This is a genomic window from Sphingomonas sanguinis (assembly GCF_019297835.1).
In the GTDB taxonomy this organism is placed as follows: Bacteria; Pseudomonadota; Alphaproteobacteria; order Sphingomonadales; family Sphingomonadaceae; genus Sphingomonas; species Sphingomonas sanguinis_D.
Window position 1 is genome coordinate 2,861,474 of the sequence record NZ_CP079203.1, and the last position, 25,920, is coordinate 2,887,393.

General features: G+C 65.9%; 28 protein-coding genes and 1 riboswitch. Of the genes, 15 read left to right on the forward strand and 13 right to left on the reverse strand.

From position 1 onward, the window contains the following. Positions 1-50: 50 nt before the first annotated feature. From KV697_RS13425 to KV697_RS13440, 4 genes are all read left to right on the forward strand, one after another. Positions 51-578: an RNA polymerase sigma factor gene (locus KV697_RS13425; protein ID WP_219018616.1), complete on the forward strand. Its 528-nt coding sequence runs from the start codon at positions 51-53 to the stop codon at positions 576-578. 103 nt (positions 579-681) lie between these two features. Continuing rightward, positions 682-1,692 carry a FecR family protein gene (locus KV697_RS13430; protein ID WP_219018617.1) on the forward strand — a complete coding sequence of 337 codons (1,011 nt, stop codon included), beginning with the start codon at positions 682-684 and terminating at the stop codon, positions 1,690-1,692. A 13-nt stretch (positions 1,693-1,705) separates the two neighbouring features. Next, positions 1,706-4,099 carry a TonB-dependent receptor domain-containing protein gene (locus KV697_RS13435; protein WP_219018618.1) on the forward strand — a complete coding sequence of 798 codons (2,394 nt, stop codon included), beginning with the start codon at positions 1,706-1,708 and terminating at the stop codon, positions 4,097-4,099. A gap of 127 nt (positions 4,100-4,226) precedes the next feature. Next, positions 4,227-4,622 carry a YMGG-like glycine zipper-containing protein gene (locus KV697_RS13440; RefSeq protein ID WP_219018619.1) on the forward strand — a complete coding sequence of 132 codons (396 nt, stop codon included), beginning with the start codon at positions 4,227-4,229 and terminating at the stop codon, positions 4,620-4,622. 383 nt (positions 4,623-5,005) lie between these two features. Here KV697_RS13440 and KV697_RS13445 read toward each other — a convergent pair whose 3' ends face one another. The 3 genes from KV697_RS13445 to KV697_RS13455 form a co-directional block, all read right to left on the reverse strand. Continuing rightward, positions 5,006-5,203 carry a hypothetical protein gene (locus KV697_RS13445; RefSeq protein ID WP_219018620.1) on the reverse strand — a complete coding sequence of 66 codons (198 nt, stop codon included), beginning with the start codon at positions 5,201-5,203 and terminating at the stop codon, positions 5,006-5,008. A 577-nt stretch (positions 5,204-5,780) separates the two neighbouring features. Continuing rightward, entirely contained in the window at positions 5,781-6,125 is a 345-nt protein-coding gene (locus tag KV697_RS13450) for a hypothetical protein (RefSeq protein ID WP_219018621.1), read from the reverse strand. A 444-nt stretch (positions 6,126-6,569) separates the two neighbouring features. Continuing rightward, the gene (locus tag KV697_RS13455; RefSeq protein WP_219018622.1) at positions 6,570-7,454 is read right to left on the reverse strand and encodes an IclR family transcriptional regulator; all 885 of its coding nucleotides are present in this window, start codon (positions 7,452-7,454) and stop codon (positions 6,570-6,572) included. A 115-nt stretch (positions 7,455-7,569) separates the two neighbouring features. On the opposite strand from KV697_RS13455, the gene KV697_RS13460 reads away from it, so the two are divergent. Further along, the gene (locus KV697_RS13460) at positions 7,570-7,821 is read left to right on the forward strand and encodes a hypothetical protein (protein WP_219018623.1); all 252 of its coding nucleotides are present in this window, start codon (positions 7,570-7,572) and stop codon (positions 7,819-7,821) included. A 191-nt stretch (positions 7,822-8,012) separates the two neighbouring features. Here KV697_RS13460 and KV697_RS13465 read toward each other — a convergent pair whose 3' ends face one another. Continuing rightward, entirely contained in the window at positions 8,013-8,342 is a 330-nt protein-coding gene (locus tag KV697_RS13465) for an SWIB/MDM2 domain-containing protein (protein WP_219018624.1), read from the reverse strand. A gap of 570 nt (positions 8,343-8,912) precedes the next feature. Here KV697_RS13465 and KV697_RS13470 point away from each other — a divergent pair. Beyond that, complete coding sequence (locus KV697_RS13470; RefSeq protein ID WP_219018625.1) at positions 8,913-9,797, forward strand: hypothetical protein; 885 nt, start codon at positions 8,913-8,915, stop codon at positions 9,795-9,797. Positions 9,798-10,045: 248 nt separating this feature from the next. Here KV697_RS13470 and KV697_RS13475 read toward each other — a convergent pair whose 3' ends face one another. From KV697_RS13475 to KV697_RS13490, 4 genes are all read right to left on the reverse strand, one after another. Then, the gene (locus tag KV697_RS13475) at positions 10,046-10,528 is read right to left on the reverse strand and encodes a c-type cytochrome (protein WP_112384036.1); all 483 of its coding nucleotides are present in this window, start codon (positions 10,526-10,528) and stop codon (positions 10,046-10,048) included. Between the two features lie 14 nt (positions 10,529-10,542). Next, positions 10,543-11,778, reverse strand: coding sequence for a molybdopterin-dependent oxidoreductase (locus KV697_RS13480; RefSeq protein WP_007406293.1), 1,236 nt, complete (start codon positions 11,776-11,778; stop codon positions 10,543-10,545). An 89-nt stretch (positions 11,779-11,867) separates the two neighbouring features. After that, positions 11,868-13,019 (reverse strand): TDT family transporter, encoded by a 1,152-nt coding sequence (locus KV697_RS13485; protein WP_007406242.1) that lies wholly within the window; start codon positions 13,017-13,019, stop codon positions 11,868-11,870. Continuing rightward, positions 13,016-13,888 (reverse strand): LysR family transcriptional regulator, encoded by an 873-nt coding sequence (locus KV697_RS13490; protein ID WP_007406272.1) that lies wholly within the window; start codon positions 13,886-13,888, stop codon positions 13,016-13,018. Before KV697_RS13490 ends, KV697_RS13485 begins: the two co-directional genes overlap by 4 nt. A gap of 146 nt (positions 13,889-14,034) precedes the next feature. On the opposite strand from KV697_RS13490, the gene KV697_RS13495 reads away from it, so the two are divergent. Together KV697_RS13495 and KV697_RS13500 are read left to right on the forward strand one after the other, a co-directional pair. Further along, on the forward strand, positions 14,035-15,102 hold the full coding sequence (locus tag KV697_RS13495) for a molybdopterin-dependent oxidoreductase (protein ID WP_007406227.1): 1,068 nt from the start codon (positions 14,035-14,037) through the stop codon (positions 15,100-15,102). Further along, the gene (locus tag KV697_RS13500; RefSeq protein WP_219018626.1) at positions 15,099-15,611 is read left to right on the forward strand and encodes an MgtC/SapB family protein; all 513 of its coding nucleotides are present in this window, start codon (positions 15,099-15,101) and stop codon (positions 15,609-15,611) included. The genes KV697_RS13495 and KV697_RS13500 overlap by 4 nt, the downstream gene beginning before the upstream one ends. A gap of 51 nt (positions 15,612-15,662) precedes the next feature. Here KV697_RS13500 and KV697_RS13505 read toward each other — a convergent pair whose 3' ends face one another. Genes KV697_RS13505 through KV697_RS13520 form a run of 4 tightly spaced genes read right to left on the reverse strand, consistent with a single transcriptional unit; the run spans position 15,663 to position 18,747 of the window. After that, positions 15,663-16,433, reverse strand: a complete 771-nt coding sequence (locus KV697_RS13505) for an anti-sigma factor family protein (protein WP_007406229.1) — start codon at positions 16,431-16,433, stop codon at positions 15,663-15,665. Beyond that, a complete protein-coding gene (locus KV697_RS13510) occupies positions 16,430-16,939 on the reverse strand; it encodes an RNA polymerase sigma factor (RefSeq protein WP_007406239.1) in 510 nt (169 codons plus the stop codon). Before KV697_RS13510 ends, KV697_RS13505 begins: the two co-directional genes overlap by 4 nt. A 1-nt stretch (position 16,940) precedes the next feature. Then, positions 16,941-18,380: a YncE family protein gene (locus tag KV697_RS13515; protein ID WP_007406255.1), complete on the reverse strand. Its 1,440-nt coding sequence runs from the start codon at positions 18,378-18,380 to the stop codon at positions 16,941-16,943. Between the two features lies 1 nt (position 18,381). Beyond that, complete coding sequence (locus KV697_RS13520) at positions 18,382-18,747, reverse strand: DUF305 domain-containing protein (RefSeq protein WP_219994278.1); 366 nt, start codon at positions 18,745-18,747, stop codon at positions 18,382-18,384. A 163-nt stretch (positions 18,748-18,910) separates the two neighbouring features. Next, a riboswitch (Fluoride riboswitch) is annotated at positions 18,911-18,987 on the forward strand. Between the two features lie 23 nt (positions 18,988-19,010). Between KV697_RS13520 and KV697_RS13525 the strand changes: the two genes are divergently transcribed. Together KV697_RS13525 and KV697_RS13530 are read left to right on the forward strand one after the other, a co-directional pair. Beyond that, positions 19,011-20,369: a voltage-gated chloride channel family protein gene (locus KV697_RS13525; RefSeq protein ID WP_042489218.1), complete on the forward strand. Its 1,359-nt coding sequence runs from the start codon at positions 19,011-19,013 to the stop codon at positions 20,367-20,369. Then, the gene (locus KV697_RS13530; protein WP_204200589.1) at positions 20,326-20,778 is read left to right on the forward strand and encodes a DUF190 domain-containing protein; all 453 of its coding nucleotides are present in this window, start codon (positions 20,326-20,328) and stop codon (positions 20,776-20,778) included. The genes KV697_RS13525 and KV697_RS13530 overlap by 44 nt, the downstream gene beginning before the upstream one ends. A gap of 347 nt (positions 20,779-21,125) precedes the next feature. Here KV697_RS13530 and KV697_RS13535 read toward each other — a convergent pair whose 3' ends face one another. Continuing rightward, positions 21,126-22,379 carry a hypothetical protein gene (locus KV697_RS13535; RefSeq protein ID WP_219018627.1) on the reverse strand — a complete coding sequence of 418 codons (1,254 nt, stop codon included), beginning with the start codon at positions 22,377-22,379 and terminating at the stop codon, positions 21,126-21,128. 390 nt (positions 22,380-22,769) lie between these two features. Here KV697_RS13535 and KV697_RS13540 point away from each other — a divergent pair, with 390 nt between their 5' ends. From KV697_RS13540 to KV697_RS13560, 5 genes are all read left to right on the forward strand, one after another. Then, positions 22,770-23,354, forward strand: coding sequence for a hypothetical protein (locus KV697_RS13540; RefSeq protein ID WP_219018628.1), 585 nt, complete (start codon positions 22,770-22,772; stop codon positions 23,352-23,354). Between the two features lie 21 nt (positions 23,355-23,375). Next, entirely contained in the window at positions 23,376-23,957 is a 582-nt protein-coding gene (locus KV697_RS13545; RefSeq protein ID WP_219018629.1) for a hypothetical protein, read from the forward strand. Continuing rightward, positions 23,924-24,904, forward strand: coding sequence for a hypothetical protein (locus KV697_RS13550; RefSeq protein WP_219018630.1), 981 nt, complete (start codon positions 23,924-23,926; stop codon positions 24,902-24,904). Before KV697_RS13545 ends, KV697_RS13550 begins: the two co-directional genes overlap by 34 nt. Before the next feature lie 10 nt (positions 24,905-24,914). Beyond that, positions 24,915-25,094, forward strand: a complete 180-nt coding sequence (locus KV697_RS13555) for a hypothetical protein (protein ID WP_219018631.1) — start codon at positions 24,915-24,917, stop codon at positions 25,092-25,094. A 145-nt stretch (positions 25,095-25,239) separates the two neighbouring features. After that, positions 25,240-25,803, forward strand: coding sequence for a hypothetical protein (locus KV697_RS13560; protein ID WP_219018632.1), 564 nt, complete (start codon positions 25,240-25,242; stop codon positions 25,801-25,803). Positions 25,804-25,920 lie beyond the last annotated feature (117 nt).

The following is a 25,920-nucleotide window of genomic DNA, read 5'->3' on the forward strand; positions in this document are numbered from 1 at the left end:
GTCTCCGTCCGGGCGGGACCTTCGGCAAGTTGTTGACAGGGCCTTTGACGATGATGGTGCTGATGACGGAACCGAACCTGCTGACGGCTGCCTTTCTCGAGAAGAGGTCCGACCTCCGCCGCTATTTCGCCGCAAGGGTCGGAGGTGACGATGCGGACGACCTCGTCCAGGAAACCTACCTGCGCATCGTGCATTCGGATCCGAAGCTGGAGATCCGCAAGCCCTCTGCGTACCTCTATCAGCTCGCCAACAACATCATGCTCGATCGTTTGCGCCAGTCACGTGCACGCGGAGCGCGGGAAGGAAGATGGCATTCCGCAACCGTTACGAGGACGGCATCGGGGGAGGACATGGACGATGCGATTCCAGCGGATCGAGTGCTGATAAGCCGTGATCGCCTGGAGCGTCTTCGCCGTGCCCTGGAAGAACTGCCCGAAGCGGTCGAACGGACGTTCTACATGCACAAGATCGAGGGACTCTCGCACCGCGAGGTGGCGAGCCGTCTCGGTGTTTCGCAGAGTCTCGTCGAGAAGCACATGATGCGAGCGCTGCGCCATCTGATGTCGGTGCCGGAATGATCCGATCCGATCGCATGCCAGGCATTCTGCGCGATGATTGCGGTGCCGAGCCGATGAATTCGTCCCTGACGACGAAACGTCTCGATGGCGGGGTGAATGATCTATGAACGACGAGTACGAGATCCAGTCTTGTGAGGACCAGGCGATCGCCTGGTTCTTACGCCTCCAGGACTGCGACGACGAGGAGACGTGGATCGCCCACCGGGACTGGCTGGAAGCGAACGCTGCGAACGCAGCGGCCTACGCGGCGGTCGAGCGTGTCTGGATCGAAACCGAGGCGTTGCCGGCCCACGTCGCTTCGTCGAATGAGATCACGGCACATCAGGACGAGGCTGGCATGTCCGGGACCGTGGTCGATCTGGCGGATAGGCGGGCTGCCGTCACCCGCCGACGCGCGATGGTCTGGATTCCGACGGCGGTCGCCGCGGCGCTCGTCGCCATGGTCGCCGTTCCGCAGATCGATGGCATCTTCCCTTCGTCCGGGACGGTCTACCGCACCGATGCGAGAGGCACGCGTGAGGTCGTCCTGGCGGACGGCTCCGTGATGACGCTGAACCGGAACAGCGAAGCAACGGTGCGAATCGAAGGCAACGAGCGTTCAGTCGTGCTGGCGTCCGGCCAGGTGGCCTTCGACGTACGACATGACGCCACCCGCCCCTTCACCATCGCGGCCGGCGGTCGTCAGGTCCGGGTCCTCGGAACCGCGTTCGACGTGATGACACGAGACGGCGCCTTCGGCGTTTCGGTGAGTCGAGGACTGGTTTCGGTGTCCCAATCGAAGGCTCCCGGCGACGACGTGAAGCTGCCTGCCGGAAGGGCGCTGCTTCGCCTGCCGGGCCAGGACCGGGATCAGATCGTCAGCTTCGATCCGGACAACGCGCTGGCCTGGAAGGACGGACGGCTGGTGTACCTCGACAGCGACCTGGGAACGGTCGCGCGGGATTACGAGCGCTACATCGGCAAGCCGGTCTCGGTCGCTCCCGACGTCGCGCGGCTGCGCATCTCGGGCGTCGTCAGAGCCCGGGACGAGAACGACCTCATCCGTCAGCTTGAAGAACTGCTGCCGGTGCGTATCGTCAGGACCTCGACTGGGCGTGAGATCGCCAAGAGATAGGTTGCGGAAGATTGTGAGGCCGATCCTGGCCGGGATGACGTCGATCGGACTGGCGATCGCCGCTACGTCGCCGGCAGAAGCGCTGGATGGAGCCGGCGGGCGTTTCGACGTGCCCGCCGGTCCCCTGCCACGTGCGATCGTCACGCTGGCGCGGCAGGCCGGCGTCACCATCGCGACCAGCGAAGCCGGCGCGGCGCAGGTTCACGTCCGCGCGGTGCGCGCCGCTCCGACCATCGATGCAGCCTTGCGGGCGATGCTTCAGGGAAGCGGTTTCGAGGCGATCAGGATCGACGCCGCGACATACGTCGTACGGCGGAGCAGACAGGCAGCGAGACGATCCGACCCCCGCGCTGCACCTCCTGTCCCCCGCACGCCGAAGCACCCTGCCACAGACGCCGATATCGTCGTGACCGCATCGAAGCTGCCGCAGCCGCTGGCCGCATTCAGCGGGACCGTGCAGGTGCTCGACCTCGATCAGGCCGGCATGCGCAACACCGAGGGACGCGGCACGGGGGCCATCGTCGACCAGCTACCCGTCATGGCGTCGACGGGGCTCGGTCCTGGGAGGGACAAGCTGTTCGTACGCGGCATCGCCGACAGCAGCTTCACGGGCACGACGCAGGCTGCAGTGGGCCAGTATCTGGGCGAAGTCCGCCTCAACTACAACACCCCCGACCCGAGTCTCGCGCTGTACGACCTCTCCCGTATCGAATTGCTGGAGGGGCCGCAGGCCACCCTATACGGGGCCGGAGCGCTCGGCGGCATCCTGCGTCTCGTGCCCAACCGTCCGGTGCATGGCAGATGGGAGGGAAGCGTCCTGTCGAGCGTGGCGGCTGCGGCGAACGGCAGGATCGGCAGCGACCTGGCTGGCGTCCTGAACGTGCCCTTGGGTACGGACGTGGCGACGCGGGTCGTCGCATACGGAGGGACGACGCCGGGCCTGGTGGACGATACCCAACGTGGCCTGCATGCCGTGGGCCGATCCCGCATCCTGGGTGGCCGCGCCGTCGTCGAAGCGCGACTGGCCGGCGACTGGTCGATAGAAGCGGGTGGAGCCTTTCAGCGGATCGACCATCGAGACGCCCGCTACGCCGCGGGGCCGGACAATCCACCCGCCCGCTCGTCGAGCATCGCACAGCCTGCGAGCAACATATTCGGGCTCGGCGAGATCACGGTCCGCAAGCGCTGGGCCGACGGCGTCGAACTGGTTAGCGCCAGCGCCCTGGTGAAGAACGATCTCGCCGCTCGATACGATCTCTCCCCGGTCGCGTCAGGCGCGCTGAACAACAGCAGGAACGAGGCGGTGCTCGTCAGCAACGAGACCCGGCTGTCACGATCCACCAGCCGCACGGCAGGCTGGCTGATCGGCATCCATGGCGTGAGCAGCGCGAGCCAATTCACCACCGCCTTGGAACGAGAAGGGAAACGGATCAACCAGGTACGGATCGGTACCGGCGTGGCCGATGTCGCCCTCTTCGGAGAGGCGGCCGCCGACATCGGCCCGACTTGGACGGCGACCTTGGGAGGGCGGGTGGCCTATTCGGAAGTGCGGGTCCTCGGATCGCTGCCACCCGAGATCACGGTATCTGATCTCGATCCGCTCAAGCGAGCCGTTCTCAGGATACTTCCATCGGCCGCGATCGCCTGGCATCGCGTCGACCTCTCGGCCTACACCCGGTATCAGCGTGGCTACCGCGTCGGGGGCCTGACCGTCATTCCGATCATCGATCCGTTCAGCGGCGAACGATCGTTCTCGGTCGATTCGTTCCGCCCGGACACCGTCGACATGGTCGAGGCAGGACTGAGATTCGGCAACGTGCGGAAATCAGCGGTGTCGGGTGCGCTGGCGGTGTCGGTGACCCGGTGGCGCAACATACAGGCCGACGTGATCGACACCTACGGACCCTACACCACGAACGTCGGCGATGTTCATGTTCTTGGCTTCGAGGGCTGCGCGTCGTGGCGGCCGGGTGACCGTTTCACCCTGTCGGGGGCCTTCTCGCTCGTACGCAGCACCAGACTGAAGGGCGGCACGTACGATCCTCCTGGCTCGCGCCTTTCGCTACCGAACATCCCGTTAGCCACCCTGCGGGTCGACGCCGAGCGTAGCTTTCGCCTTCATGACGAATCCGAACTCTTGGCGCACGCACGAGTACGATACGTCGGTCGGTCCGATATCGGCATCGGCAGCAACAGCCTGCTGCGACAGGGCGACTATTTCGATGTCGGGGCTGGAATCGAGATGAGACAGGGCGGCGGCACCGTGTTCCTCGAGGCCGAGAACCTTCTCAACGTACGCGGCAACCGCTTCGGCCTGGGCAATCCCTACACCGCCTCCAGCGGAGACCAGCGCATCCCCCTCCAACCGAGGACGTTCAGATTGGGCGTCCGGAAGGCGTTCCGCTGACGGGGCCTGCAGGATCGCATGCGACCAGGCGGACTCCGGGTCCGTGGGGGGAATGGGCTGAGGTGATCGTGTTTCGTCTTCGTCACCCACATAGACCGACTGATCCGGTCGCCTGTGGAGATTCGTAATGCGTAAGATCATCTCGATGCTCGCCGCCGCCGCGATGCTGACCCCGGCCATCACGGTGCCGGTGGAAGCACAACGGTCGCGGCGGGATCGCGTCATCGTAGTGCAGGACCCCTACCGCTACGACGACGGCTATGACGACGGCCACCACGATGGTCGCGAAGCGGGGTACCAGCGCGGCTACGAGGATGGGCGCGACGACGGGACGGTGACCTATGCCGCCCAACCCTGTACTCGCCGCAAGGGCAAGGGTGCCGTAATCGGTGCGTTGGGTGGTGGTCTGCTCGGCCTCCTCTCTTCGGACAGCAACAAGCTCGCCAATGCGGCCATAGGCGCGGCAGGTGGTGGCCTTGCAGGCGATCTGATCGGCAAGCGCGGAAAGGACTACGACTGCTGAGGGGCCCTGCAGGCCTTCGGATGCGTCACGTCGGCGATCCGGAACCATCCCGGATCCCCGGAGCCAGGCGGCCGGTCGGCAGACGCCGATCGGTCCCGCTTCCCTGGGATGATCCCAACGGTGGAAGCCTGATCCGATCCGCCATGTCCTCGAGAGACCTTGTCGTCGCGCGGCGGTCGGTGATCGCGGCACGGTCGACGCATCCGATCGATGACGTGTCCGTATCAGCTTCCACGCGCGAGCAGTGTCGCTCGAAGATTCCAAAGCGGGATGCGGCCAGCGCTCAAAGTCGCGTTCCTCGTTTCCGCTGACCGCCACCATTCGTATATAGATCAACATCATCGGGTGCGGCACGCGCCTCGGCCCGGTCTGGATCTGTGCTCTCATACCACTGCGGCACGAAGCCGATCGGACGTGCCGCATTCAGGCGTCGCGCGCAGCTGCTCCAGAACCATGGTCACGATCGCCATGGAGTGATACTGTCGGTCCATGGGCGCGCCATTGGACATCTTCGATCCCGGCAACGGGGTGACGACGACGATCTGGGTGACCAGGGCCGAGGCTGCTGCGATCATCGCCATGTCACCCGGCGAGGAGCTTGAGCTCGAGGAGGGATCGACAGCCGAGCGCCACAATCCCGACGACGGGATGATCTGGGTCTGCGGGCATGGAGTACGACCGTGTGGTCGGCGTCGCGATCTGCTGCCCCAGCTGCGTCGGATACAAAGAGGAGATGGCGGGCAGTAGCGCTCGCGGGAGCACGATTCAAACGAGTTCGAATTCGACCTCGGGCGTCCAAGGGGCGACATCGGCGAAGTGGCTCGCACTGGCGCCCAGCAAGTATCGGCTTCGGGATTCCGAATTAGCCATGCGACATGGCATCGAGTCTTACCGTGTCCGCTCGTCAAACCGCATAGATCATGCCGCCCGGCTTTCTGCACAGGTCGCGAGCCGACAGGCACCATCGGGTGCGAAAACGTCGACACCGGGCCTCCGGTGTCGACGAACGCCGATCCGTGAGCGATCGGTCAAGTCAATCGACCGTCCCATCCAGGAAGCCGAACCCTTACCGCTGCGGTCCCCGCAATTCGTCTGTCCGGCGGCATCGAAGTCTCGTTCGCCGCCATGGGCATCTCGCAAGCCGCCGACCAGCCCTCGCTAGCGACGCCGATCGCCCGTCTCGTCGGAAATCGCCTCCAAGATGGAGACCGGCTGTTCCGTCGGCATCCCTGCGCCGCTACGGGATGCCAGACGACCCTTCTCCTGCATCTGGCCGTCGGCCAGTTTGGCGGCGATGCGGTTCGTGAGCACCTCTGCCATATCCTGGAGCTCCGACCATATCGCTTCGGCTCTGCGCAACGGCCAATGACCGCTGAACCCCTGCGCATGCTCCGCCTCGGCAAGTCTTAGAAGAGCATCGAGGTCCAACCCCTTCCTGTGGAACCGAGAAATCGCATCGTCGAGGCTTTCTGGTGCGCTATCTTCGCAGGATGAATCTGTCATGGACGCATGACGCATTCGAAGGGTGAGCACCTCATTCCATGACGGTGCAAGTCCGGCATCATCAGGGCGCTGCCAATAGGCATGCATGCCGGTGCACGGAGTGGAAACCGATCCAACCGCGTCGCGAACGGCGCTCGATGGGACAGCGTCAACGTCGATACCCGCAGAGGGTGAGGCACCGGAAGACGGCAACGGACCGGTCGACGTCGTTCCCAAACCAGACCGATACGTGAGTCCCACTCCTGCATGGATCGTACCGCCGGAACCGGGAGCGGGGATCGGGGCGCCGCCAGCACAGGCCGCGTCAAGCGCGACGGCCGCTCTAAAGGTACCGTCTAGGCTTTTGGTTCTCGCGGGAGAACCGACGTCCACCGCGTTCAAGCCAAGGGCCGGCGTGATCACGCCGGTCCGGGTATGCAGGACGCCCTTCCTCGCGAGGCTCCTTCAGAGCCCGGAGGATATCGCGCGCAGCCGCTCGGTGTAGTCCTCGAAGTGCCGCTCCACCCGTTCGGCCGGGCCGATTACGCCTATTGCCATCGTCGATGGCGGGGATCCGAGCGGCACCGCGATGGATGAGAGGCCCGATCCACATTCTTCCCGTTCCACCGACAGCCGGCGTTCACGTATTCGGCAGAACTCCTCGTCCGGAACGGTGCGGGTCTTCGCCGCATCGGAGGCGCGAGGTCCCCCGCCGCGATCGTGGACTTGGGCATCGGACTCCGCATCCCGCTCGCGAGCCATGGCGAGCAGCAGCCTGCCACCAGCGTGCGCCTGCGCCATCTCTGCCGTAATCGATCCGATCGACGAGGGTCGACCCGAGGCGTTCCCAGGCGCCGTCGCGAGGACGACGATCTGGTTTCCGCTCCAACCGACCACATGTGCTGTCTCACCTGTGGCCTGCGCAGCCTTCTCGGCATACGACTCCAGCATGCCGGTGGTGCGCATCTGACGGTGGAAGCCTTCCGCAACGATCGCAGCATCGATCCCAAGAAGGTAACGGCCGCGCCGCGCCTTGCGGAGCATGTCCATGCCGATCAGAGTGTGGGCAAGATGGTAGACTACCTGTCGCGGCATCCCAAGCCGTTCGGCGATGGCGGTCGCCGAGATGCCCTGCGCATCCGCACGCGCCACGAGTTGCAGGATTTCGACGACGCGCGCTGCCGATCGGACCCGCGGCTCTCCCTGCCGACCGGAAGGCGACATCCCCGTCGTCGCATCGGGAGCAGCCTTCTTCGGCTCGGAAAGGGGTTCCATCATCACCGCATCGTACCCGGTCAGCGCAGATTCACAACGCCAGCCACGGACACGCAGGCACATCCGCAGAACCACGCCCGTCTGCCTGAAGCGAGGCGTACAGGGACGGCCACTGCGCCGATGGTGTTCCCGGAACGCGGTCACGGGAAGCATCTAGGGAGGGGGAGGAACGACGATGGAGATATGAAAGGTGGATGAGAATCCGAAGGCGGAGGCCCACGACTACGCCAAGAAGCTGTTCGACGAGCATGCCCACCAGATCGCGCGGGGGGCGATCGAACACCTGAAGACCTTCTACCCGGCCGCGCTCGGCAGCGTGCCCAAGAGCGCCGAGCAGTCGCTGCGCAACAGCATCAAGGCGGACATCAGGCGGCGCCTTGGTCCGCTGATCAGCGTGATGACGGTGCTGGAGGACACCTGGGGTGGAGACCATGTCGATTGACCCGTCCCTCACCGATCGCTCCGAAAGGCTGAACAGGCAAGTCCGCTCCACATGGATGCTGGACCGACGTCACCGGTCCCGCAAACGAGATCGGCTCGCCCGCGTCCAGAGCCGCCGGAGGGGGAGGCAGAATCAGCAATATACGGTAGCTGACCGCATCCACTGCGGCAGCAGCAGTCGAGCCTCCTCCGTCAGTCCTTCCTGGCGGTCAGATGACGGCTGAGATGCTTGTTCATTTCGAACATGCTCGCGGACCTCTTGCCGAAGACCGCTTCCAGCCTGTCGTCCGCATTGATCTGGCGCCGGTCCTTGGCGTCCTGCAGGTCGTGCTTCTTGATGTACTCCCAGACCCTCCTGACGACCTCGCTGCGCGGCAGATCGTTCTCGCCCACGATCTCGGCGAGGTCCGGCGACGGGGTGACGGGAGCCGTGATGCCGCCGCGAGCGCCGCCCGCCGGCCTGCCGGTCTTCTCGGCAGACCTGGTCTCGTCCTTGCCGCGCTTCGTCGCCGTTCGTGCCATCTTCGGGTCCTCCGGTCTTCGACGCCGTCGCAGCGGCCAGATCAGAAAGGATGGTGGCCCGCACCGGTCTACCCTGTCAATCCGCCGAGAGCGCGAGTCATCATCACGACGAGATGTCGTCGTCCACCGGCGCATCGGCTGACTGGACTTCGAGGTGAGCCTGATCGGCTAGGATCAACGAGGGGTCGTCAGGTTGATGGAGACGTTCGATGCCGGACAACCCCCTGAGCGGCATCGTCCTCGTCAAGGAGCCGGGTAGCGGGGTTGCCATTCACAGCGGGAGCTCCAGCGCGTGCGAGGCGCAGCACCAAAGGTGAGGACGACGGCAGGGGGCGCGCTCGTCCTTCTGACGTGTACCCGGAAGATCGCGCTCCGCGTGGCTGCCGTTGCAGCCAGTAGGGACGGCGACACTGCATCCACGCGGCCGGGATCCGTGGAAAAAACGCACGCCGGGCGGAAGCAGACGACGGTCATCGAGTCGAACGACTCGGCATGGACGCTCGCCGTCCAAGCAAGAACGGCGAAGTGGGAATGACCCCGGCGGGTTCAATCCTTGGAAGAAACGAGCGCATGACCACGATCCCGCCGGCACGTCTGGCCGAGCTGCCGCCTCATCGTTGGGAGCAGATGAAGACCAGGATGGCGAGCCTCGACCGCTTCCTCGCACAGGAGGACCGATCCACCCGAAGGGTTCGAGCGTTCGCCAGCGAGCTCGGCATCAGCAAGGCCCTGTTCTACAGCCTGCTCGCCCTGCGCGAGAGCTGGGCCACGCAGGACGATCAGGTGCGGCCTTCAGGACCACGTCGCGCCCGAGACGAGGTCGTCACCGTGATGATCGAAGAGGCGATCGCCCTGGCTGGACCAGGAGCGACCCTGGACCGCGTCCATGCCCTCGCCAAGGACCTTGCACGGCATCGCGGACTTCCGGAGGCCCATCTCACGCTCGTCCGCAGGCTGCATGGCCGTCAAGGCGCTGGCCACGCGATCGGTGCCCGCCTGGGAACGGGGCGGCAAGCCATCCTGGACGCAGCGGCGCTCGGTGTGAGGATCGTCGATCAACGGACACTGCCTGTCCTGGCCGTGCTGAACGCGATCGTCGATGCCGGGGGGGGCGTCGTCGACTGGAAGCTGACCGCCGGTGCGGCCCGGGATCATGAACTGATGCCGCTGCTCGATGTGGGGCGAACGCGGTTCGGCGTAGACGGCCTCTTGATCTCCAACGCGTTCGAAGAGGCGCTACGACGACGCTTGGCGTCACCGGCCAAGGGCGACGGCAACGGCATGCCCGTCGTGAGAAGGGGAAGCGCGCTGCTGGCGGCAGTCGGGCTGAAGGTGGGCCGGATCCCCATCCTGCCCAATACTCCGCTCGAAGCCGCGAACGAGGACCGGCCACTGGTCGACCGCCACGATCTCATCGCGGTGCTGCACCTTCTCATGCCAAGCTCCGCAATCTAGGTGTAGGCGCTTGCAATCATAGCGGCGCCTGCTCGCAAACAGCCTGATTTCCTGCTCACGCTCTCTGCCACCGGCGGGGAGTGTCCTGCTCGAATTATCTGCCAGTATGCTCGCCATCATTCGGCGCTGCTTGCAAACGGGGCATTGTGCTCACGCTCCCAGCCGACGGGTTCTCCGAACCCGTCGAACCGCGCTGGCTGCGATCGTCCCAATTGGGATGGTATTTCGGGATTATGGAAGTAGATCGGTTAGCCGGTTCCACCTGAGACATCAGGAGCCACTTTGGGGTCCGGGTCCTGCGCCTTGCCGGTCGCGGGTGCCACCTTCTGGCTCGGCATAGCGGTGAGATAAGCAACGATCGCATCGACGTCCTTCTCGGCCACTGGCGCCTTATACACCTCACGCATCTTGGTGACGGTCGCCTTCCACTGATCCGCCGATAGCGCAGGCTGGGTCAGCGCCATGCTGGCTGAGTGGCACGAGGTGCAATTGGCATTGATGACGTCGGCGTGCGGACCGTCGGGGTAGGTCGCGTCGTCGGCCGGCAGGTCGACGCTGGTCGAGGCAAGCGAGAAGCCGCGCGCTGACACGCTGGCGGCCGGTGCCGGCTCGGATGTCTCGGAGATCGGAACGGGCGCCTTGCGGCTGCTCGGCGCGCCGATCGAGACGAGGATGATGCCGGTCAGGCCGATCAGGCCAGCAGCCATCATGCCGGGAGACGGAGTCTTCATGATTTGCTCGCTCCTCAGGCCGCGATGATGGTGGTGGTTTCAATGTTGCCGCGCATGAACCCGCCGGGATTCCAGATCGGCTTCATCGGCTGAGCGACACCGTTGGTGTTCCAGCAGCGCACCATGATGGGGTTAGGCCCGCGTCTCAGCGGCACCCGCCCGTCCCAGCGCCGGAAGCTGTACCTGCCCTCGTCCGCTCCGAGCGTCGTCCTGTACCAGGTGCGGCCACCGTCCGACGACACATCGACCTTGGCGACGCCGCAATCGCCGCCCATTGCGATGCCGCCGACCGGGATCGACGCTTCATAGGCGATCGCCTGACCATCGGGCAGGCTGGTCATCCAGCTACGCGGGATCATGCGATTGATCGGTACGGTCGGGAAGTCCTTGGCACCGGGCGCGACATTCGCGCCGGGTGTCGCGGGGATCTTGTAGGCCTTGGCCATCCAATACTGGTCGTCAGGGCCGGGCAGTACCTCGATCGCGTTCAGCATCTTGACCCAATAGGTCGAGTACCAGCCCGGCACGATCAGCCGGCAGGGAAAGCCGTTGAGGAGCGGCAGTTGCTCGCCGTTCATGCCGAAGGCGATCATGACCTCGCCGTCGCGGGCATGGTCGATGTCGAGTGCCTTCTCGAAGTCAGGAGCGCCCGCCACGACCGGCTGATCGAGAGCGCCGAAGCGCACCTGCACCGCGCCTGCCTTGACCCCGGCGAGGTCGAGCACGTCGCGCAGGCGAACGCCGAGCCACTTGGCGTTGCCCATCGCGCCATTGCCCCATTGCGCGCCGGCGACGCGCGGCTGGAACAGCCCGCGGCTGTTGCCCGAGCACTGGTTCACCGCCGCCATCTCGACCCGTGGAAGGCGCAGCAGCTGAGCGAGGCTGATCGACAGCGGCCGATTGACGTGGCCGAAGACGTTGAGGCGGAAACTTTCGACGTCGATCGAGGTCGGTATGTCGGCCCAGTGCCAGCGGACGAAGAACTGGTCGTTGGGCGTGAACACCGACTTGTCGAAGACCTCCATCGGCGTCTCCAGCAAGGGTGGATGGACGCGCTGGAGGATCATGCTGCCCTTGCCGGGAAAGGCGCTGGTCATCGGCCGCTCGGCATTGCCGCCGGGCAGCTTCAGGTCGACGAGCTGCTGCGCCAGTGCCGGCGCGGCGGCAAGGCCGGCGGTGCCGAGCGCGGCATGGCTGAGGAAGCGGCGACGGCTGGTCTCACTCGCCAGCCCGGCGTCGAAATTGTCCATGACAAGGCTCTCCTGTGGCCAGTCACGCTGGCGGATCGAAGGGGCATTCTGCAAGTGATCGGACCGACTGATCCGATCATCATGGCGGATCAGTTCGGGGTGGCGATGCAGGGCGAGACGAACAGGTTGCCCCGCCATGCACCGGCTAGCGTCTTGGCACCGACCAGCAGCCACATCGCCGCGAGCGCAACCGTCAGCACCGTGCCGACGATACCGAAAAACATAAGGTTCAGCGTCGTGCCGAGGCGGAAGGTGGCGACGGTGTAGACGCCGAGCGGGAAGGTGTAGCCCCACCAGCCGAGGTTGAACGGCACGCCCGCGCGCCAGTAGCGGATGGTGATAAGCGTCGCGAGCGCCAGCCACCACAGGCCGAAACCCCAAAGGCAGAGCCCGGCGACAACGCCGATCCCCTGCGCGACGGTGCCGACGCCGGCTAGCCCGTGCGCGGTGAGGATCGCCGGCGCATCCGCGCCGAGCACCAGCATGCCCAGAGCACCCGTGCCGATCGGCCCCAGCGCCAGCCAGGAAGATGCCGCCATGCTTTCATGCGGCAACTTGTGGAGTGCCATGCGCAGGATGAGGATGGCGAGGATGCCAAACGCGACCGGCACCGAATAGGCCCACAGCACATAGGAGGTCGCGAGCGTCACTATCTGCGCGTGGGGATCGGTTAGATGCGGCGCGAGCAGCCCGCCGCTGGCGCCCGCCACTTCGGCAGCGACGACCGGCAGCAGCCATACGGCGGTCATGCCGTCCAGGCTGTGCTCGTGGCGGGTAAACATCAGGTAGGGGATCAGCACGCCGCAGGCGAGCGACATGGCGACGTCGATCCACCACAGGATATGCGCGACCGGCACGATGCCATTTCCGAACCGCGCGATGCCGAAGGCGAGACAGCCGTTGATGATCGTCGCCAGCCCCATCGGAATGGTCCCGATGAACATCGACACGGTGTTGTGCCCGAAGATGCGCCGCGCCTCGTGCCCGAACATCACCCAGCGCGCGCCATAGAGGCCGGCGAACAGCGCGAAGAGCGCGATATTGAAGAACCACAACACCTCGCCGACAGGTTTAAGCGAAGGCCCGATGCCGGGCACCTGCGGCAGCGCGAGGGCAAGGATGCCCGTGCCCATCGTCGCGGCGAACCAGTTGGGCGTGAACTGGCGGATCATCTCGCGGGGGTGATCGAGCCGGCTGAGCGGCTTGAGGCCGCTGAGAACGGAGTGCGTGTCGGCAGTCATGCGACCTGCTCCTTGATGAGATCCGTCAGCGCGTCGGCCGCGCGGGTGCGATAGCGTTCCTTGTGGCGCAGCGCGTGAAAGGCGCGGTCGGGCAGCCCGAGCGGCAGCTCGACGAGATCGCCAGCCTTGAGCGCGCGCGCGACGACCAATCGCGACAAGACGGCAACGCCGGCACCGGCCTCAACGGCGGTGCGCACCGCCTCGTTGGACGGCAGCGTCATCGCTATCGTCAGCTGGGCCGGATCAAACCCGCGCGTTCGCAGCACGTCCTCGAAAGTCGAGCGCGTACCCGATCCCTGCTCACGGACGATCCAGCGTGTAGTGCGCAGCCAGGCCTCGTCGATGCGTTCGGCTTCCTCGCGGCCGACCAGCACCATTGGGTCATGCCCGACATTCCAGTGGGCAAGCGCCGGTTCGTCCACCTCGCCCTCGACAAAGCCGAGTTCCGCCGCGCCGCTCAACACCTGCGCTGCCGCGCCTTCGGTGTTGTCGATCGCCAGCTCGACCGCGATCTGTGGGTGGCGTTCGTGGAAGGCGGCGAGCTTTGCCGGCAACCAATAGCTCGCGATCGTCTGGCTGGCGACGATCCGCAACGAACCACGCGCGAGCCCGGCATAGTCCGCGAGCATCGTCTCGGCATGCGCTGCCCGCCCCAGCACCGCGCGCGCTTCCTCCAGAAAGCCGCGGCCTGCCTCGGTAAGCTGGATGCCACGCCCGACGCGGTGGAACAGCGGAACGCCGTAGCGCGCTTCGAGGGCCGCAACCGCCCCGGAGGCAGCAGACTGCGTGACGTTCAGCGCCTCCGCTGCCTTGGTGACGTGTTCGCGCTCCGCGACACCGACGAATATTCTGAGCTGCTCCAAAGTCATGCAGCATATATCGCGTACTTAGATCGATACGACCAACCGTTTGATATGGTCATTCCAATCTGGATATCGGAATGGTCGGCAGCCTTTCGTCTGCGATGGTCTCGAAGACTTGAAGCGTTACGCGTGCCCGCGACGTTTGATCGTCCATGACCGATATGATCGAGCGCAGTTCTGATCCCTACAATGCCGAGCCGACGCCCGGTGCGTTGATCGAGCGGTTCCTGACGCCGCAGGCGCTGTTCTACGTGCGCAGCCACGGGCCAGTGCCGGATCTGCCCGCCAATCATCGGATCGAGGTGAGCGGGAGGGGCATGGCGAGCCGCTTCTTCTCGGTGCAGGAACTGAAGAGCACGTTTGCCACGCGCACGGTAACGGCGGTTCTCCAGTGCGCCGGCAACCGGCGTACCGATCTCCAGCAGGTCGCCAACACCTCCGGCGATCCGTGGGACGTAGGCGCGATCGGCAATGCGGAGTGGACCGGCGTACGCTTGGCCGATGTGCTCGATGCGGTCGGCGCGCCGGATGCGTCCGAGCTGTTCGTGGCGTTCACCGGCGCGGACGAGGTGGACGTGGAGGGTGAAGAAGCCTTGTTCGGGGTATCGATCGCCATGAGCAAGGCGCGGGAGCCCGACGTACTCCTCGCCTGGGCGATGAATGGCGAGCCGCTGACGCCCGAACATGGCGCCCCGCTCCGCATGGTGGTGCCTGGCTATGCCGGGGTCCGCAGCGCCAAATGGCTGACACGGATCGAGGTGCGTGAAACGCCCTCCGAGGCACCGATCCAGGCGCACGACTACAAGCTCTTCCCCGCCGCTGTGACGAGCGACACCGTCGACTGGAGCCAGGGTCTGACGATCAATGCCATGCCGCTCAACGCCGCGATCTGCTCGCCCGGTGCGGGCGAGAGTTTGGCCGCCGGAGAGGTGCGGATTGAGGGATATGCCATTGCCTATGACCGCCGTATTTCTCGGATCGAAGTGTCGGTGAACGGCGGTCGCGACTGGCAACAGGCGACCTTCGCCGATGATCCGGAGACGCGCTGGGGCTGGCGGCGCTGGATCCTTGACGCCACACTTGCCAAGGGACGCCAGCACCTTGTCGCCCGTGCCTTCGACGAGACCGGGCAGGGACAGCCCGAGCGGCCGGATACGATGTGGAACTTCGCCGGCTATCTGTGCACCGCCTGGCATCACGTTCACGTGCTGGTCGAATGATCGAAGCATCAGCGGCACCGGACGTCGCTTTCTGGATCGATGCGATTGGCCGGCTGGTGGTGGCGACCGCGGCCGGGATGGTGCTCGGCTGGGAACGCTCGCGTGAGAACCGGCAGATCATGGGCCTGCGGACGCTGGGTCTGGTCGGTCTGGCGAGTTGCATCGCCGTTCAGGCGATCGTGCATAGTGGCTTGCCGAACGTGAACGCCGATGCCGCAGGACGGGCGATGCAGGGCATTCTGTCCGGCGTCGGCTTCATCGGTGCCGCTGCGGTGCTGCGGGTCGGCCAGGGTCAGGAAGTGCATGGATTGGCGACCGCCGCGTGCATCTGGGTGACAGCCACGATCGGCGCGGCAGCAGGGTTGGCGGTGTGGCCGCTCATCATCGGCGGGGTGAGCCTTGCAATGCTCGTCCTGTTCGTCGGCGCGCCGCTGGAACGCCGCATCCGCGAGCGAGCCCGTCTGACGCCGGCCGAGACCGACAGGAAGGATGTCGAGCGCAAGCCGTGATCGCGCTGGACCGCCCGGTGCCCGTCGGCGCCGGGAGGCGGCAAGGCGCTATCAGGACACAAGCGCGGCATCTGCCTGACGCCGGACTTCATCGGCGATCGGATGCAGTTCGGCCGCGGGTCGCTCGCCCACCACACTATAGCCGATCCCGTCGACCGCCCATGTGACCCGGCCCATGGTCCCGCTGGACGTGCTGGTCATGCTCGCGGTCTTGTCGATCTGCATGGGCCTCGTCAGCACCGCAAGTTTCGACGCTTGCGGTCCGTCGTAGAGGAGCAGTGCCGCAGGGCCGTGGGGCGTCGCGACCAGTCGCCCCCCGCCATAGCGATAGCCGGCCGTGCTGAGGTCCGGGATCGTGACGCGCTCACCCAATCGAGCGGAGGTCCATCGGATCAGCATGGCGCGCTGGTCGGGGCCGATCTCCGCCGGTCGTATCCGGTCGGCGGCATAGACACGGAAATTATCACTCGCCTCGTTGGCCAGCGCCGCGATGCCCGCGCGGGGTTCGCCGCTCCACCGCGCGCTCGACCAGCCACCGCCAAACCCCAACGCCAGCAGAAGTGACGCGGCGATGGCGAGCTGCCAACGCGGTTGCCGTTGCCGTCCCCTGATCGCTGCCACGCGCATCGTCGCCGGGATCGGTTCATCCGCGACGGGGGCGAACAGGGATGCAAGGGCTCGCGCCTGCTCCGCCTGCTCTCGCACACGGGCATGCACGTCCGGCTGGCCTTCAAGATAGGCGTCGACCAGGCGCTGCCGCTCGGGCGACAGCCTGCCATCGATCCATGCGGCCAGATCGTCCTCGCCGATCGGGCTGGTCATTGCACGCTCCTCAATCGCGGCCGTTCACCCTCCCGGAGGAGGGTCGCCAGACGGTCGCGCCCCCGCGATATGCGCGACATTACCGTGCCCAGCGGCACGCCGACTACGGCAGCGACCTCCGCATAGGGCAGGCCCTCGACCGAGACCAGGAGCAGCACCGTTCGCTGTTCTTCAGGCAACGCATCAAGCGCGCGCAGCAGGTCGCGGTGGTGCAGGCCTGTGTCCTGATCGGCCGGGCGGCCGAGCGCGGCGTCGTCCACGAGGTGGAGCGGAACCGCCGTACCTCGCCGGCTATGCTGCCGCTGATGATCGACCAACAAATTGTGCAGGATCGCATAGACCCACGGGCGGACCTCCGCACCCCGTCGCTGTCGCCAGCGCCCGACCGCGCGCTCCAGGCAATCCTGCACCACGTCATCCGCCATCACCCGGTCGCGCAACCACGACCGGGCATAGCGGCGCAGCCCGGGGATCAGCGGTTCGATCGCGGCGGCAAGCGGGTCCATCTCAGTCGCGCTGCACCTGCACGATGCGCCCCGGCGCGCCGTTCACCACCTCCGCAACCGCCAGAAAGCGCCGGGGTGTCGCGGTGCTGCCCTGAACGATCTGGCGGATCGGACCCGATGCGTTGACGATCGCCGCACCTGCCGGGTTGCTCATGAAGTTCGCAAGCGGCTCTACAGCGCCGCTGCCGTCCGCATTGGCGGTCAGTACGAGCATGTAAGGCTTCTTGGGCTGCAAACCGGTAACGGCACTCTGCACGACCTGAATGATGCCCTGGTCGAAGAGGGTGATGCTGCTTGCCGTACCTTTGCCGCCAATCGGCCCCATGGTCAGATGCAGCGCCTTGCCCGCTGTGCCGAGCGGCTGGAGATTGTCGGTGCCGGGGCCTGTCGGAACTGCGTTCGACACATAGGCGATCGCCTGCGGTGCCTGTCCGACCGGCACGGTAGCGACGACCGTGTTGCCGGCAGTGTCGATCGCGGCCAGCTCATCGGAATTCTCTAGCCCGACATAAACGCGCCGGCCGTCGCCCGATGGCCAAACACCGTGCGGCATCTTGCCGACCGGAATTGTTGCCACCGGCGTGAAGTCGGACGTGCGGAACACCTTGACCACATTCTCTCCGCCGACCGTCACATACGCGAACTGCCCCTTGGCCGTGCGGGCGAAATTGACATGGTTCGTGATAGGCCCGGTATCCAGCACCTTCAGGATCGCGAAGGGTGGCCGAGCATCGAATGCGACCGTCTTGCCGATGTCCTTCAGCGTAAACCACACTTGCTTGCCGTCCGGCGTCGCGGCGATGTTGGGGCAGAAGGGGCTTGGCTGCGCCACCTGTCCGACCTGCGCGTGGGTCGCGACATCGAACACAGCCAATACCGGATTGAACGAAGAGCAGACATAGCCGTACCGGCCATCGGGAGAGAAGATCGTCATGCCCGGACCACCGGGCGTCTTGATGCGCCCCGTCTCCTTGTACGTCGTGGGGTCGAGCACGGCGATATAATCCTCGCCGCGGACCGTGACCCACACCTCCTTGCCGTCCGGCGTGAAGAACGCCTCGTGCGGACTGCGCCCGACATAGGTCGTGTGCTTGACGGTGTTGGTGGCGGTGTCGATCCACGACACGGCGTTCGATCCGATCGACACGACCGCCAAGGTCTTCCCGTCCGGCGAGAAGCCCAGGCCGTGAACCAGCACCTGTCCCTTGTAGAGCGGGGAGAAGTTCATCGGCTGGGGATCGCCGAGTTTGATGACGCCGAGCAGCCGGTTGTCGGCCGGGTCGGTCACCGACACCGTGTTGGAGAATTGTTCAGACGCATAGACGCGGTCGCGGTGGCTGACGGGCATGTCCTTAGCGTTCCACGGCGCCTGCTGGGCCATGGCGAGGCCCGGTGCGGCGCTCATCAGCAAGGCGGCCGAGCGCAGGATGGTCCGGATCATGTCAGTGCTCCATAGGGCTATGGTGGTCGCCGCCCTGCGTCGGGGCTGGCGTCGAAGGCGGTAGCGGCTGGCCGATCGCCAGCTTCATGGCGGCGATCTCCTGCTGCTGATCGATGATGATTTCCTGCGCGATGCGCTTGAGCTGCTCGTTATGGCCGTAGCGCAGCTCCGCCACCGCCATATCGATGGCACCCTGATGATGCGGAAGCATCATCGCCACGAAGTCGCGGTCGACGTCACCGGACGGCTTGACCATCATGCCCGCCATCATCCGGTCCATCGCGACAGACATCATGGTAGCGTAGCCATCGGCGGGGGCGGCCGCGACTGCGCCGGTAAGTAGGGCCGAAGCCGTCAGACCCAGCATCCAATCTCGTCTACGCATAAGCCTCCAGCGCATCGGTCTCGAAAGCGTAGACGATGCTCGTCGGGGTTTATTCCGTGGCCAAAGCCATTTTATCGGTCCTCACCAAAACGATAGTCTCATGCTTCTGCGGTTGGTTGACCGGGTCGCGGTCGGACAGCATATGCGCAGGCACGGCGATGGATTTCCGCCGGGCCATTCGGTCGAACCGCCCTCGCAAGGGCCGATGATTCCTACCAGGCGCCGCAAGGCAGCAAGGAGGAATCGTGCGCGCGACATTTCGCAATCTCTATGACCAGTTCAACATGGCAGCGTTCATTCGCGATCGCCGCACCCATGCCACGTCGGTACTGCGGTGGGCTTTGATCCTGGTCCCGATGGCCGCAGCGGTGGGAACGCTCTGCGCGGCCTTCCTGCGGAGCCTCGACGCCGTAACCCGGCTTCGCTTCGCCTTTCCCTGGCTGCTCTACCTGCTGCCGATCGGCGGGTTCGTGGTCGGACTGCTCTACCATCTGACAGGGCGCTCGGTCGAAGGCGGCAACAACCTCATCGTCGAGCAAATCCACGAACCGGGGGGCGGCGTGCCGCTGCGCATGGCTCCGCTCATCTTCTTCGGCACGGTCGTGACACATCTGTTCGGGGGATCGGCGGGACGTGAAGGCACCGCCGTGCAGTTGGGCGGCAGTCTTGCCAGCGGGTTTGGACGCGCGCTCAGATTGGATGCGGAAGCGACACGCACCCTCCTTATGACCGGGATCGCGGCTGGGTTCGGCGCGGTCTTCGGGACGCCGATTGCGGGCGCGGTCTTTGCACTGGAGGTGCTGGCGATCGGTCGGGTCGAGTATCGCGCGCTGGTGCCATGCCTGGTCGCGGCGCTGGTCGGTGACTGGACCTGTCTTGCCTGGGGCATTCATCACGGCGTCTACCATGTCGATGCGCTGGTGCCGGTCGACGCGCTGCTCGTCGCCAAGGCCGGTGTCGCCGGCATTGCCTTCGGTCTGACCGGGCTGACCTTTGCCGAGGCCAATCACGCGCTGGGCGGATGGTTGAAGCGCGTGATCCCCTATGGCCCACTACGACCCGTTATCGGCGGGCTGGCCGTGATTGCGCTGGTCTGGCTGCTCGGAACCCGCGACTATCTTGGCCTGGGTACGCTCGCCGCGACACCGGACAGCCTGACCATCGCCAGCTTCTTTGGTCCCGATACGCACTCGTGGAGCTGGGCGCTGAAGCTGCTCTTTACCGTCGTGACCCTGAGCGCGGGCTTCAAGGGGGGCGAGGTCACGCCGCTGTTCTTTATCGGCGCGGCGCTCGGCAATGCGCTCGCGCCGATGTTCGGAGTACCGTCGGGGCTATTCGCAGCGATCGGCTTCGTCGCGCTGTTCGCGGGCGCGGCCAACACACCGCTGGCTTGCACGTTCATGGGGATCGAGTTGTTCGGCGCGGCCTATGCGGTGCCGATCGCAGTCGCGTGCTTCGTCGCCTACCTCTGCTCAGGCCACAACGGCATCTACCTGTCGCAGCGCGTCGCTGTGCCAAAGGTACCTGCCGCACACCTCACACCCGACGCGACCCTGCGCGATGCCCGCACGCACCGCGCTTCTCGCCGGCGCACGCGCGCCTGATCCTGTTTCCTGTCGAAAGCCCGTCATGCCCAATCGTTTCACCGTCCATCACCGCGAAGTCGGGATGCTGCGCATCTATCTGAAACCGTCCGACAAGATCGGCCCGCGTCGCTTCTGGGGGGCAAAGCCGCTCTATCGCGAGCTGATTCGCACCGCGAAGGCGGACGGCATCATCAACGCCGTCGCGCAAAATACCCATTACGGCTTCAGCAATCACGAACCGATCCGGGAGAACGGCTCGGAAATTGCCGATCCGCATCTGACGATCTGTGTCGAACTGGTCGGCGATCGCGATCAGCTCGACCTCTTCTGTCGCCGGCATGGAGATCTGATCGGCGACAAGGTGATCGTCTACAAACGACTGGAGCATTGGACTATCACGCGCAAAACTGAGCTAACCAGAGCCTGATCGGCGTTCCCGTAAAGGAAGGATGGTCGGGACGGCTGACGTCCGCAAGGCCCGCTGGACGGCATGGAAGCAGTCGTTTCCCAAAATATGTTCCCGATTGCTCATTCTCAAAATGGCCGGTTGGAGACGGAGAAATGGGACGATCCGGCCGGTGAGATGAATCCGCCTTTGGCATCCGCCCGGAGCGGATGATGTGGGCAGCCATCTCCGATTGCGAGCAGCGCCGGATGATGGCGAGCACGCTGGCAGCTAATTCGAGCACGATGCCGCCCGCCAGTGGCAGAGAGCGTGAGCACAAAATCGCTCCGATGGCGAGCAGACGCCGCCGTGTTTGCGAGCCGCTACACCTAGGAGTACGCGCGACGGACCGCCGGCTCCAGGACGTCGTCATCGATGGAAACCGATACGAACATGGCGACGATGTCGCGGACCAAGGCGTCCGCGCGGGCCGTGTTGGCGGTCCGGCCTCGGCTCCCGACGGTGGATGTCGCCCCTTGATCCAGCAGCGTGCGCACGATCGAGCCGTTGTGGTTCTCCACCTCCCGGGAAAGCAGGTAGACCGCCTCGCCAATGGCGGGCAGGACGCGAGACGAAGCATCGGCGGCGGCGGGGCGAGGGCTGAGTCGGAGACCACCGAGTCGGTCGCCGATCTCGCTGAGCAGATCAGTTTCCAGACGACGCACGTGGCGCTTCGCCAGCTGGAACCTTGGTCTGCGTTCGGCTGGGACGTAGGCGCCTACGAAGGACGACCGGGAGGACAGTTCGGACGGCACGACCCAGCGCACCGTCTCGACCGCATCTGCGACTGGCATCTGCATGGTGGCAAAGTCCGGGAACCTCCGCCGGACGTCTCCGAGCAGTCCCGACAGCTCCCCTGCATGCGGCTTTAGGTACGCGTGGGCACCGCAGATCAGTCGGGTGCCCACGTCGATCATGAACATGACGCGGACCTGGCCTGGCTCCGATCCCGTTGAGCTTCCACCCTGGACCCAGAGATCCACCCATCCGGCGTCGACCAGAAGGCTCCGACCCAATCGTGGACCGCTCTCGGCCACGGCGAAGCCGAGCTTTCTGAGATGCTCGATGCGCCTGCGCAGCGCCGATGCGCTGGGCAGATCCACGGATTCGGCGGCGACGCGGCACCGCTCCCTCAGACGAGCCTCCAGATCGCTTGCCGAAATCGCGGGATGGGCGGCGAGTTCGGCCTGAAGCCATTCCTCGACAGGTTCGGGGAAGCCGTCCCGGATGACGGATCTCGGCACCTGAACCCGTTTCTGCGTGACGAGACCCGTAACGGGCCCGACCTCATCCATCCGCTTCATCAGGCGGACGACATTCGGCCTGCTCATCTCGAGTTCGGTCGCGACGCGCGCAGCATCGCCCCGACGTCCCTCCCGACGCAGCCGGGACAGGACCCTCAGCCGTTCCTCCAGCCGAGCGCGCGACGCCTCGTCCAAGGAAAGCCAAGCATCGACCTCTCGCTCGGGATCGATCCCAGGCCGCTGCGGCTCCAATCCGTCAGACCCTCCGGGGAAGGTGAGCCATCTCTCCACCTCGGCCCTGATCCTTTCGGCACCGATCGCCAGTCCGTCCGCCGTCATGAACTCCCGCTCCTGCATCGACCTGCCGCTACCCCCCGGCAGGTCGCATGACAATACGGTCATTCGAGTTTTCGCAGCGCATGAATGAACATTCATTGACACCATGCGTATAGTCGTTTAGTCAGTCCAGAATAGAAGTCGAAAGTATGACGATGATGATCGGCCGGAGCGGGCGCATGGACATGAAAGGCGACGGCTCAAGCGCCGACGGACACCCGGACACGAGCTGACCGGAAACGGCATCTGACATCAGGGCCGTGTCCGAGAGGGCCCGCCAGTCGAACGAACCTGCAGAAGAAGAAATGCACGAGGATCGCATCGCGATCGGCGAAGCGCCGACGCGCGCGCCGCGGAAGGAAGCCCTCCATGAACGTTCCGAACAACACTTGCATGCTGCTGACCGACAGCGGCGTCATGTACACGCTCCGCCAGTACGGCAGACTGCCGCTGCTCCTCGATGGTTCGGGACGCGTGCTCACGGCCATCGCCCCGGACGGCAGCCTCCGCCTTCCGGATACGGCCACGATCGACCGTCTGGTGGAGAAGGGGCGCCTCCAAGTGGTCATGGCCGGAGGGCCGGATTTCTGCCCTCGCGGGAACGGCGGCATGACGGTGATCCATCGGCTCCTCGGTCGTGACGAGGCCATCGACGAGCGCCAGCCGCCTGTGCGGGTGGAGCTCTGCCGTTCCGTGGCGAAGGTGAAGACGGACGCCGAACGGCTCGAAATGTCCGACGCTGCGATGAACGCCGCCGCCGTGACCGTCCTCACCCACCCCGGGCGATCGATGGCTTCGGCGCACCGCATGTACGTCGACGAGGTCAGCCAGCTCTCTCATGCCGGTGACGGTGACGCCATGGGGCCGACCGACCTCCCGACCTTCCGCCACCGGGTGAAGGTCGTGGGAGAGGTGCTCGGACAGATCGCTCCGCATCGGCTCCTGGCTCGCGACGAGAGCTTGCCGACGATCCACTGATCGCCACTACCGAGCGGACAGATGCCGGCCCCGCCGTTCGAGGGCTTCAGCCGCCTTCCCGGAAGGTCCTTCCCCCGGCCGGGGCATGACCGCTCCTTCCTCGACCTCACCGCAGAAGGTGCCGCCATGCTGCACGCCGATCAACGATCCGCTTCGAGCGGTGCCGACGACATCGGCGTCCATGACGACGGTGTAAGGACCGATCCCTTCATCCCCGCCGTCCGGTGCGGCCGTTCGGCTGCATGGGGTGCGTCCGGATCCGGTGCCGTGGCGACCGCTTCCTGCGGGGAGTCCGATCGCGTCACGGCGCGGGTCACGTACGAAACGGTCGAAATGGACGGCTACGTCTGGTTGTCGAGGAACCGCGGAGGCGGCTGGCGCACCATGATCGACGCGCAGACCGGCTTCGCCACCGAAGAAACCTGCTTCATCGAGGACGCGGCCTTCAGTCGCATGCTGCTATCGGGACGCGCCTCCGCGATGCCGATCGACGTCGAAGTGATCGCAGCCTCCCACCGCTGGTTCACGCAGGCGACGCCCGTCGAGACGGGTGCGACGAAGCGCGAAGCATGGCGGGCGTCGACCGCTGGGATCCGGGCATGAGCATGGGATCGGTCCAGGCTCCGACTGACGTGGTTCCGAATCCGGGGGAGGCGGTCAGGGCCGCGCGCGAGCTTGCCATCAGAAAGCCCTCCTTCACGGGCCTGCAGACCCGGATCCGACGCGAACGGCTGATGCCGGTCCAGCCGCTCGTCGAACAGATCCTGGCCATCGAGGACTGGCCGAACACGTTCCTCGACGAGACCCAGGAGCCGGATCCCGGCCGCCTGCGCGTCCGACGACTGGTCGAGGAGAACGAACCCGATGACGATCTCGTCTCGTTGGGTTCGATCAGGATCTCGCATGACGGCCGGTCGCTCAGGACCTTCACGGGCAAGAAGGCGAGCGAGGTGGCGATCATGAACTGCCCCAAGTCGCACCGCATGCTGCACGTGGAGGGCGCTACCGCCGAGAACTACGTGATCAGCCAGCAGGTGGCCCATGCCACGACCGCCATCGTGACCGAGGGGATGAGCGTGCGCTGGGCGGGCGGGCGCCATGACCCGGACGTCGTCCTCTACCGCGAGGGGGGCGGGATCGCCGTCCGCGAGATCAAGCGGGACGAGAACGATCTGCGCGACGCACGACTGCGCCGCAACATCGCCGTCGCCTCCGAGATACTGAGGCGGGCGGGAATCGGTTACTCCGTCGTCTTCCGCCGCGAGATCTTCCAGAGCATCCGCCACCGCAGGAACGCGCACATCTTCGCGTCGAGGGGGTTCGCGCACGTGTCGCGCCGCCAGCTCGACGCCTTCGACGATCGCATCGCGGGTCACGGCCCGATGGCGACGTGGGGCGAGCTCGTCTCGCTGCTCGATCGACGCGATCGCATCGGCGCCGTCGCTTCCGCTCAGGCCCTCGTGATCCGCCGGCGTGTCGAGATCGACCTCGCGCAGCGGGTCCGCGACGACCTGCCGATCACCCTCCATCCCGCCACCGCCATCCACTGAGGAGAACGACATGCTCGATCAGGTCCCCCAATCCATCACCGACGACGCCGGCACGTCCTCCCCCGGAACGGCCGCCGCACGCGAGGGCGCGAGCGGGAGGCCCCGCCTGAGCTTCGTCATGGACCCTTGGTCGCGCACCATCGTCGAATGGCACGTCGTCATCGACGACGCCGCTACCGCGGCGGCCTGACGCCGGGCCGAGGGATCGGTTCACCACATCCGGCGCCGTCGTGGCGCCAGACCGGATCCGGCGCCGCGGTCGGATCGAACGGAGACGCGCGCGCAGCGGTCGGCCGATGGCCGGCGCACGTCCGAAGCACAGGAAAGGCAGCATCATGCGGACGAAGCCCAGCACCGACGACGTTCCGGCCTCCGGCGCCGGAGACCAGACCTACCGCCACCAACCCGGCGCCGACCCCGCGACCATCCCGGATGGCTCAGGCAAGACCCACGCGTCCGGTGAGGACGGCGGGCCCTTGCCGCCCGCCGGTGAAATGCCCGATCACCTCCGGCGCGCCGGCAAGGAGTTCGTCAGGTCGACCGGTCGCGCCTCGAGACCACACGCGAGCGGCAATCCTCCCAAGCAGGCAGCGGCTGGATCGCCGGCCTCCGCCGGATCGCACGGATCGTCCGGCGCCGCCGATCGCATGGATGCGCGACGCTCGGCCGACGAGGCCCTGACGCTCGCAGCGTTCGTGCACCTCGGCGACCCGGATCTCGACGCGCTGGACGGGTACGACGTCTACCTCCGGGCACTGATCCCGATCCGGCACCGCTACGGCGGGGTCAACCTGGGGATGGCGACCCCCACCGCCTTCCGCAGGCGTGTCGACGACGTCCGCGCCGCCCTCTCGTCGGCCGCGGAACAGGATCGGACCGCAACGCCCACGATCCACTAGGCGGCCGGGCCGAGGGGGCGGTCCAGGCCGCTCCCTCGGCCGAGGCTTGCCGATCAGCCGCACGCGGCCCGCCGCCAGCCGTGCGCGGCGTCCATCCGCCCTGTTCCAGTCGGCGCG

Excerpts from the sequence above, each read along its gene's own strand:
- KV697_RS13425 (WP_219018616.1), top strand. The coding sequence starts at position 51 with ATGATGGTGCTGATGACGGAACCGAACCTGCTGACGGCTGCCTTTCTC.
- KV697_RS13430 (WP_219018617.1), top strand. The coding sequence starts at position 682 with ATGAACGACGAGTACGAGATCCAGTCTTGTGAGGACCAGGCGATCGCC.
- KV697_RS13440 (WP_219018619.1), top strand. The coding sequence starts at position 4,227 with ATGCGTAAGATCATCTCGATGCTCGCCGCCGCCGCGATGCTGACCCCG.
- KV697_RS13445 (WP_219018620.1), bottom strand. The coding sequence starts at position 5,203 with ATGGCGATGATCGCAGCAGCCTCGGCCCTGGTCACCCAGATCGTCGTC.
- KV697_RS13450 (WP_219018621.1), bottom strand. The coding sequence starts at position 6,125 with ATGACAGATTCATCCTGCGAAGATAGCGCACCAGAAAGCCTCGACGAT.
- KV697_RS13465 (WP_219018624.1), bottom strand. The coding sequence starts at position 8,342 with ATGGCACGAACGGCGACGAAGCGCGGCAAGGACGAGACCAGGTCTGCC.
- KV697_RS13470 (WP_219018625.1), top strand. The coding sequence starts at position 8,913 with ATGACCACGATCCCGCCGGCACGTCTGGCCGAGCTGCCGCCTCATCGT.
- KV697_RS13475 (WP_112384036.1), bottom strand. The coding sequence starts at position 10,528 with ATGAAGACTCCGTCTCCCGGCATGATGGCTGCTGGCCTGATCGGCCTG.
- KV697_RS13480 (WP_007406293.1), bottom strand. The coding sequence starts at position 11,778 with ATGGACAATTTCGACGCCGGGCTGGCGAGTGAGACCAGCCGTCGCCGC.
- KV697_RS13485 (WP_007406242.1), bottom strand. The coding sequence starts at position 13,019 with ATGACTGCCGACACGCACTCCGTTCTCAGCGGCCTCAAGCCGCTCAGC.
- KV697_RS13490 (WP_007406272.1), bottom strand. The coding sequence starts at position 13,888 with ATGACTTTGGAGCAGCTCAGAATATTCGTCGGTGTCGCGGAGCGCGAA.
- KV697_RS13495 (WP_007406227.1), top strand. The coding sequence starts at position 14,035 with ATGACCGATATGATCGAGCGCAGTTCTGATCCCTACAATGCCGAGCCG.
- KV697_RS13500 (WP_219018626.1), top strand. The coding sequence starts at position 15,099 with ATGATCGAAGCATCAGCGGCACCGGACGTCGCTTTCTGGATCGATGCG.
- KV697_RS13505 (WP_007406229.1), bottom strand. The coding sequence starts at position 16,433 with ATGACCAGCCCGATCGGCGAGGACGATCTGGCCGCATGGATCGATGGC.
- KV697_RS13510 (WP_007406239.1), bottom strand. The coding sequence starts at position 16,939 with ATGGACCCGCTTGCCGCCGCGATCGAACCGCTGATCCCCGGGCTGCGC.
- KV697_RS13515 (WP_007406255.1), bottom strand. The coding sequence starts at position 18,380 with ATGATCCGGACCATCCTGCGCTCGGCCGCCTTGCTGATGAGCGCCGCA.
- KV697_RS13520 (WP_219994278.1), bottom strand. The coding sequence starts at position 18,747 with ATGCTGGGTCTGACGGCTTCGGCCCTACTTACCGGCGCAGTCGCGGCC.
- KV697_RS13530 (WP_204200589.1), top strand. The coding sequence starts at position 20,326 with ATGCCCGCACGCACCGCGCTTCTCGCCGGCGCACGCGCGCCTGATCCT.
- KV697_RS13535 (WP_219018627.1), bottom strand. The coding sequence starts at position 22,379 with ATGACGGCGGACGGACTGGCGATCGGTGCCGAAAGGATCAGGGCCGAG.
- KV697_RS13540 (WP_219018628.1), top strand. The coding sequence starts at position 22,770 with ATGCTGCTGACCGACAGCGGCGTCATGTACACGCTCCGCCAGTACGGC.
- KV697_RS13545 (WP_219018629.1), top strand. The coding sequence starts at position 23,376 with ATGCCGGCCCCGCCGTTCGAGGGCTTCAGCCGCCTTCCCGGAAGGTCC.
- KV697_RS13550 (WP_219018630.1), top strand. The coding sequence starts at position 23,924 with ATGGCGGGCGTCGACCGCTGGGATCCGGGCATGAGCATGGGATCGGTC.
- KV697_RS13555 (WP_219018631.1), top strand. The coding sequence starts at position 24,915 with ATGCTCGATCAGGTCCCCCAATCCATCACCGACGACGCCGGCACGTCC.
- KV697_RS13560 (WP_219018632.1), top strand. The coding sequence starts at position 25,240 with ATGCGGACGAAGCCCAGCACCGACGACGTTCCGGCCTCCGGCGCCGGA.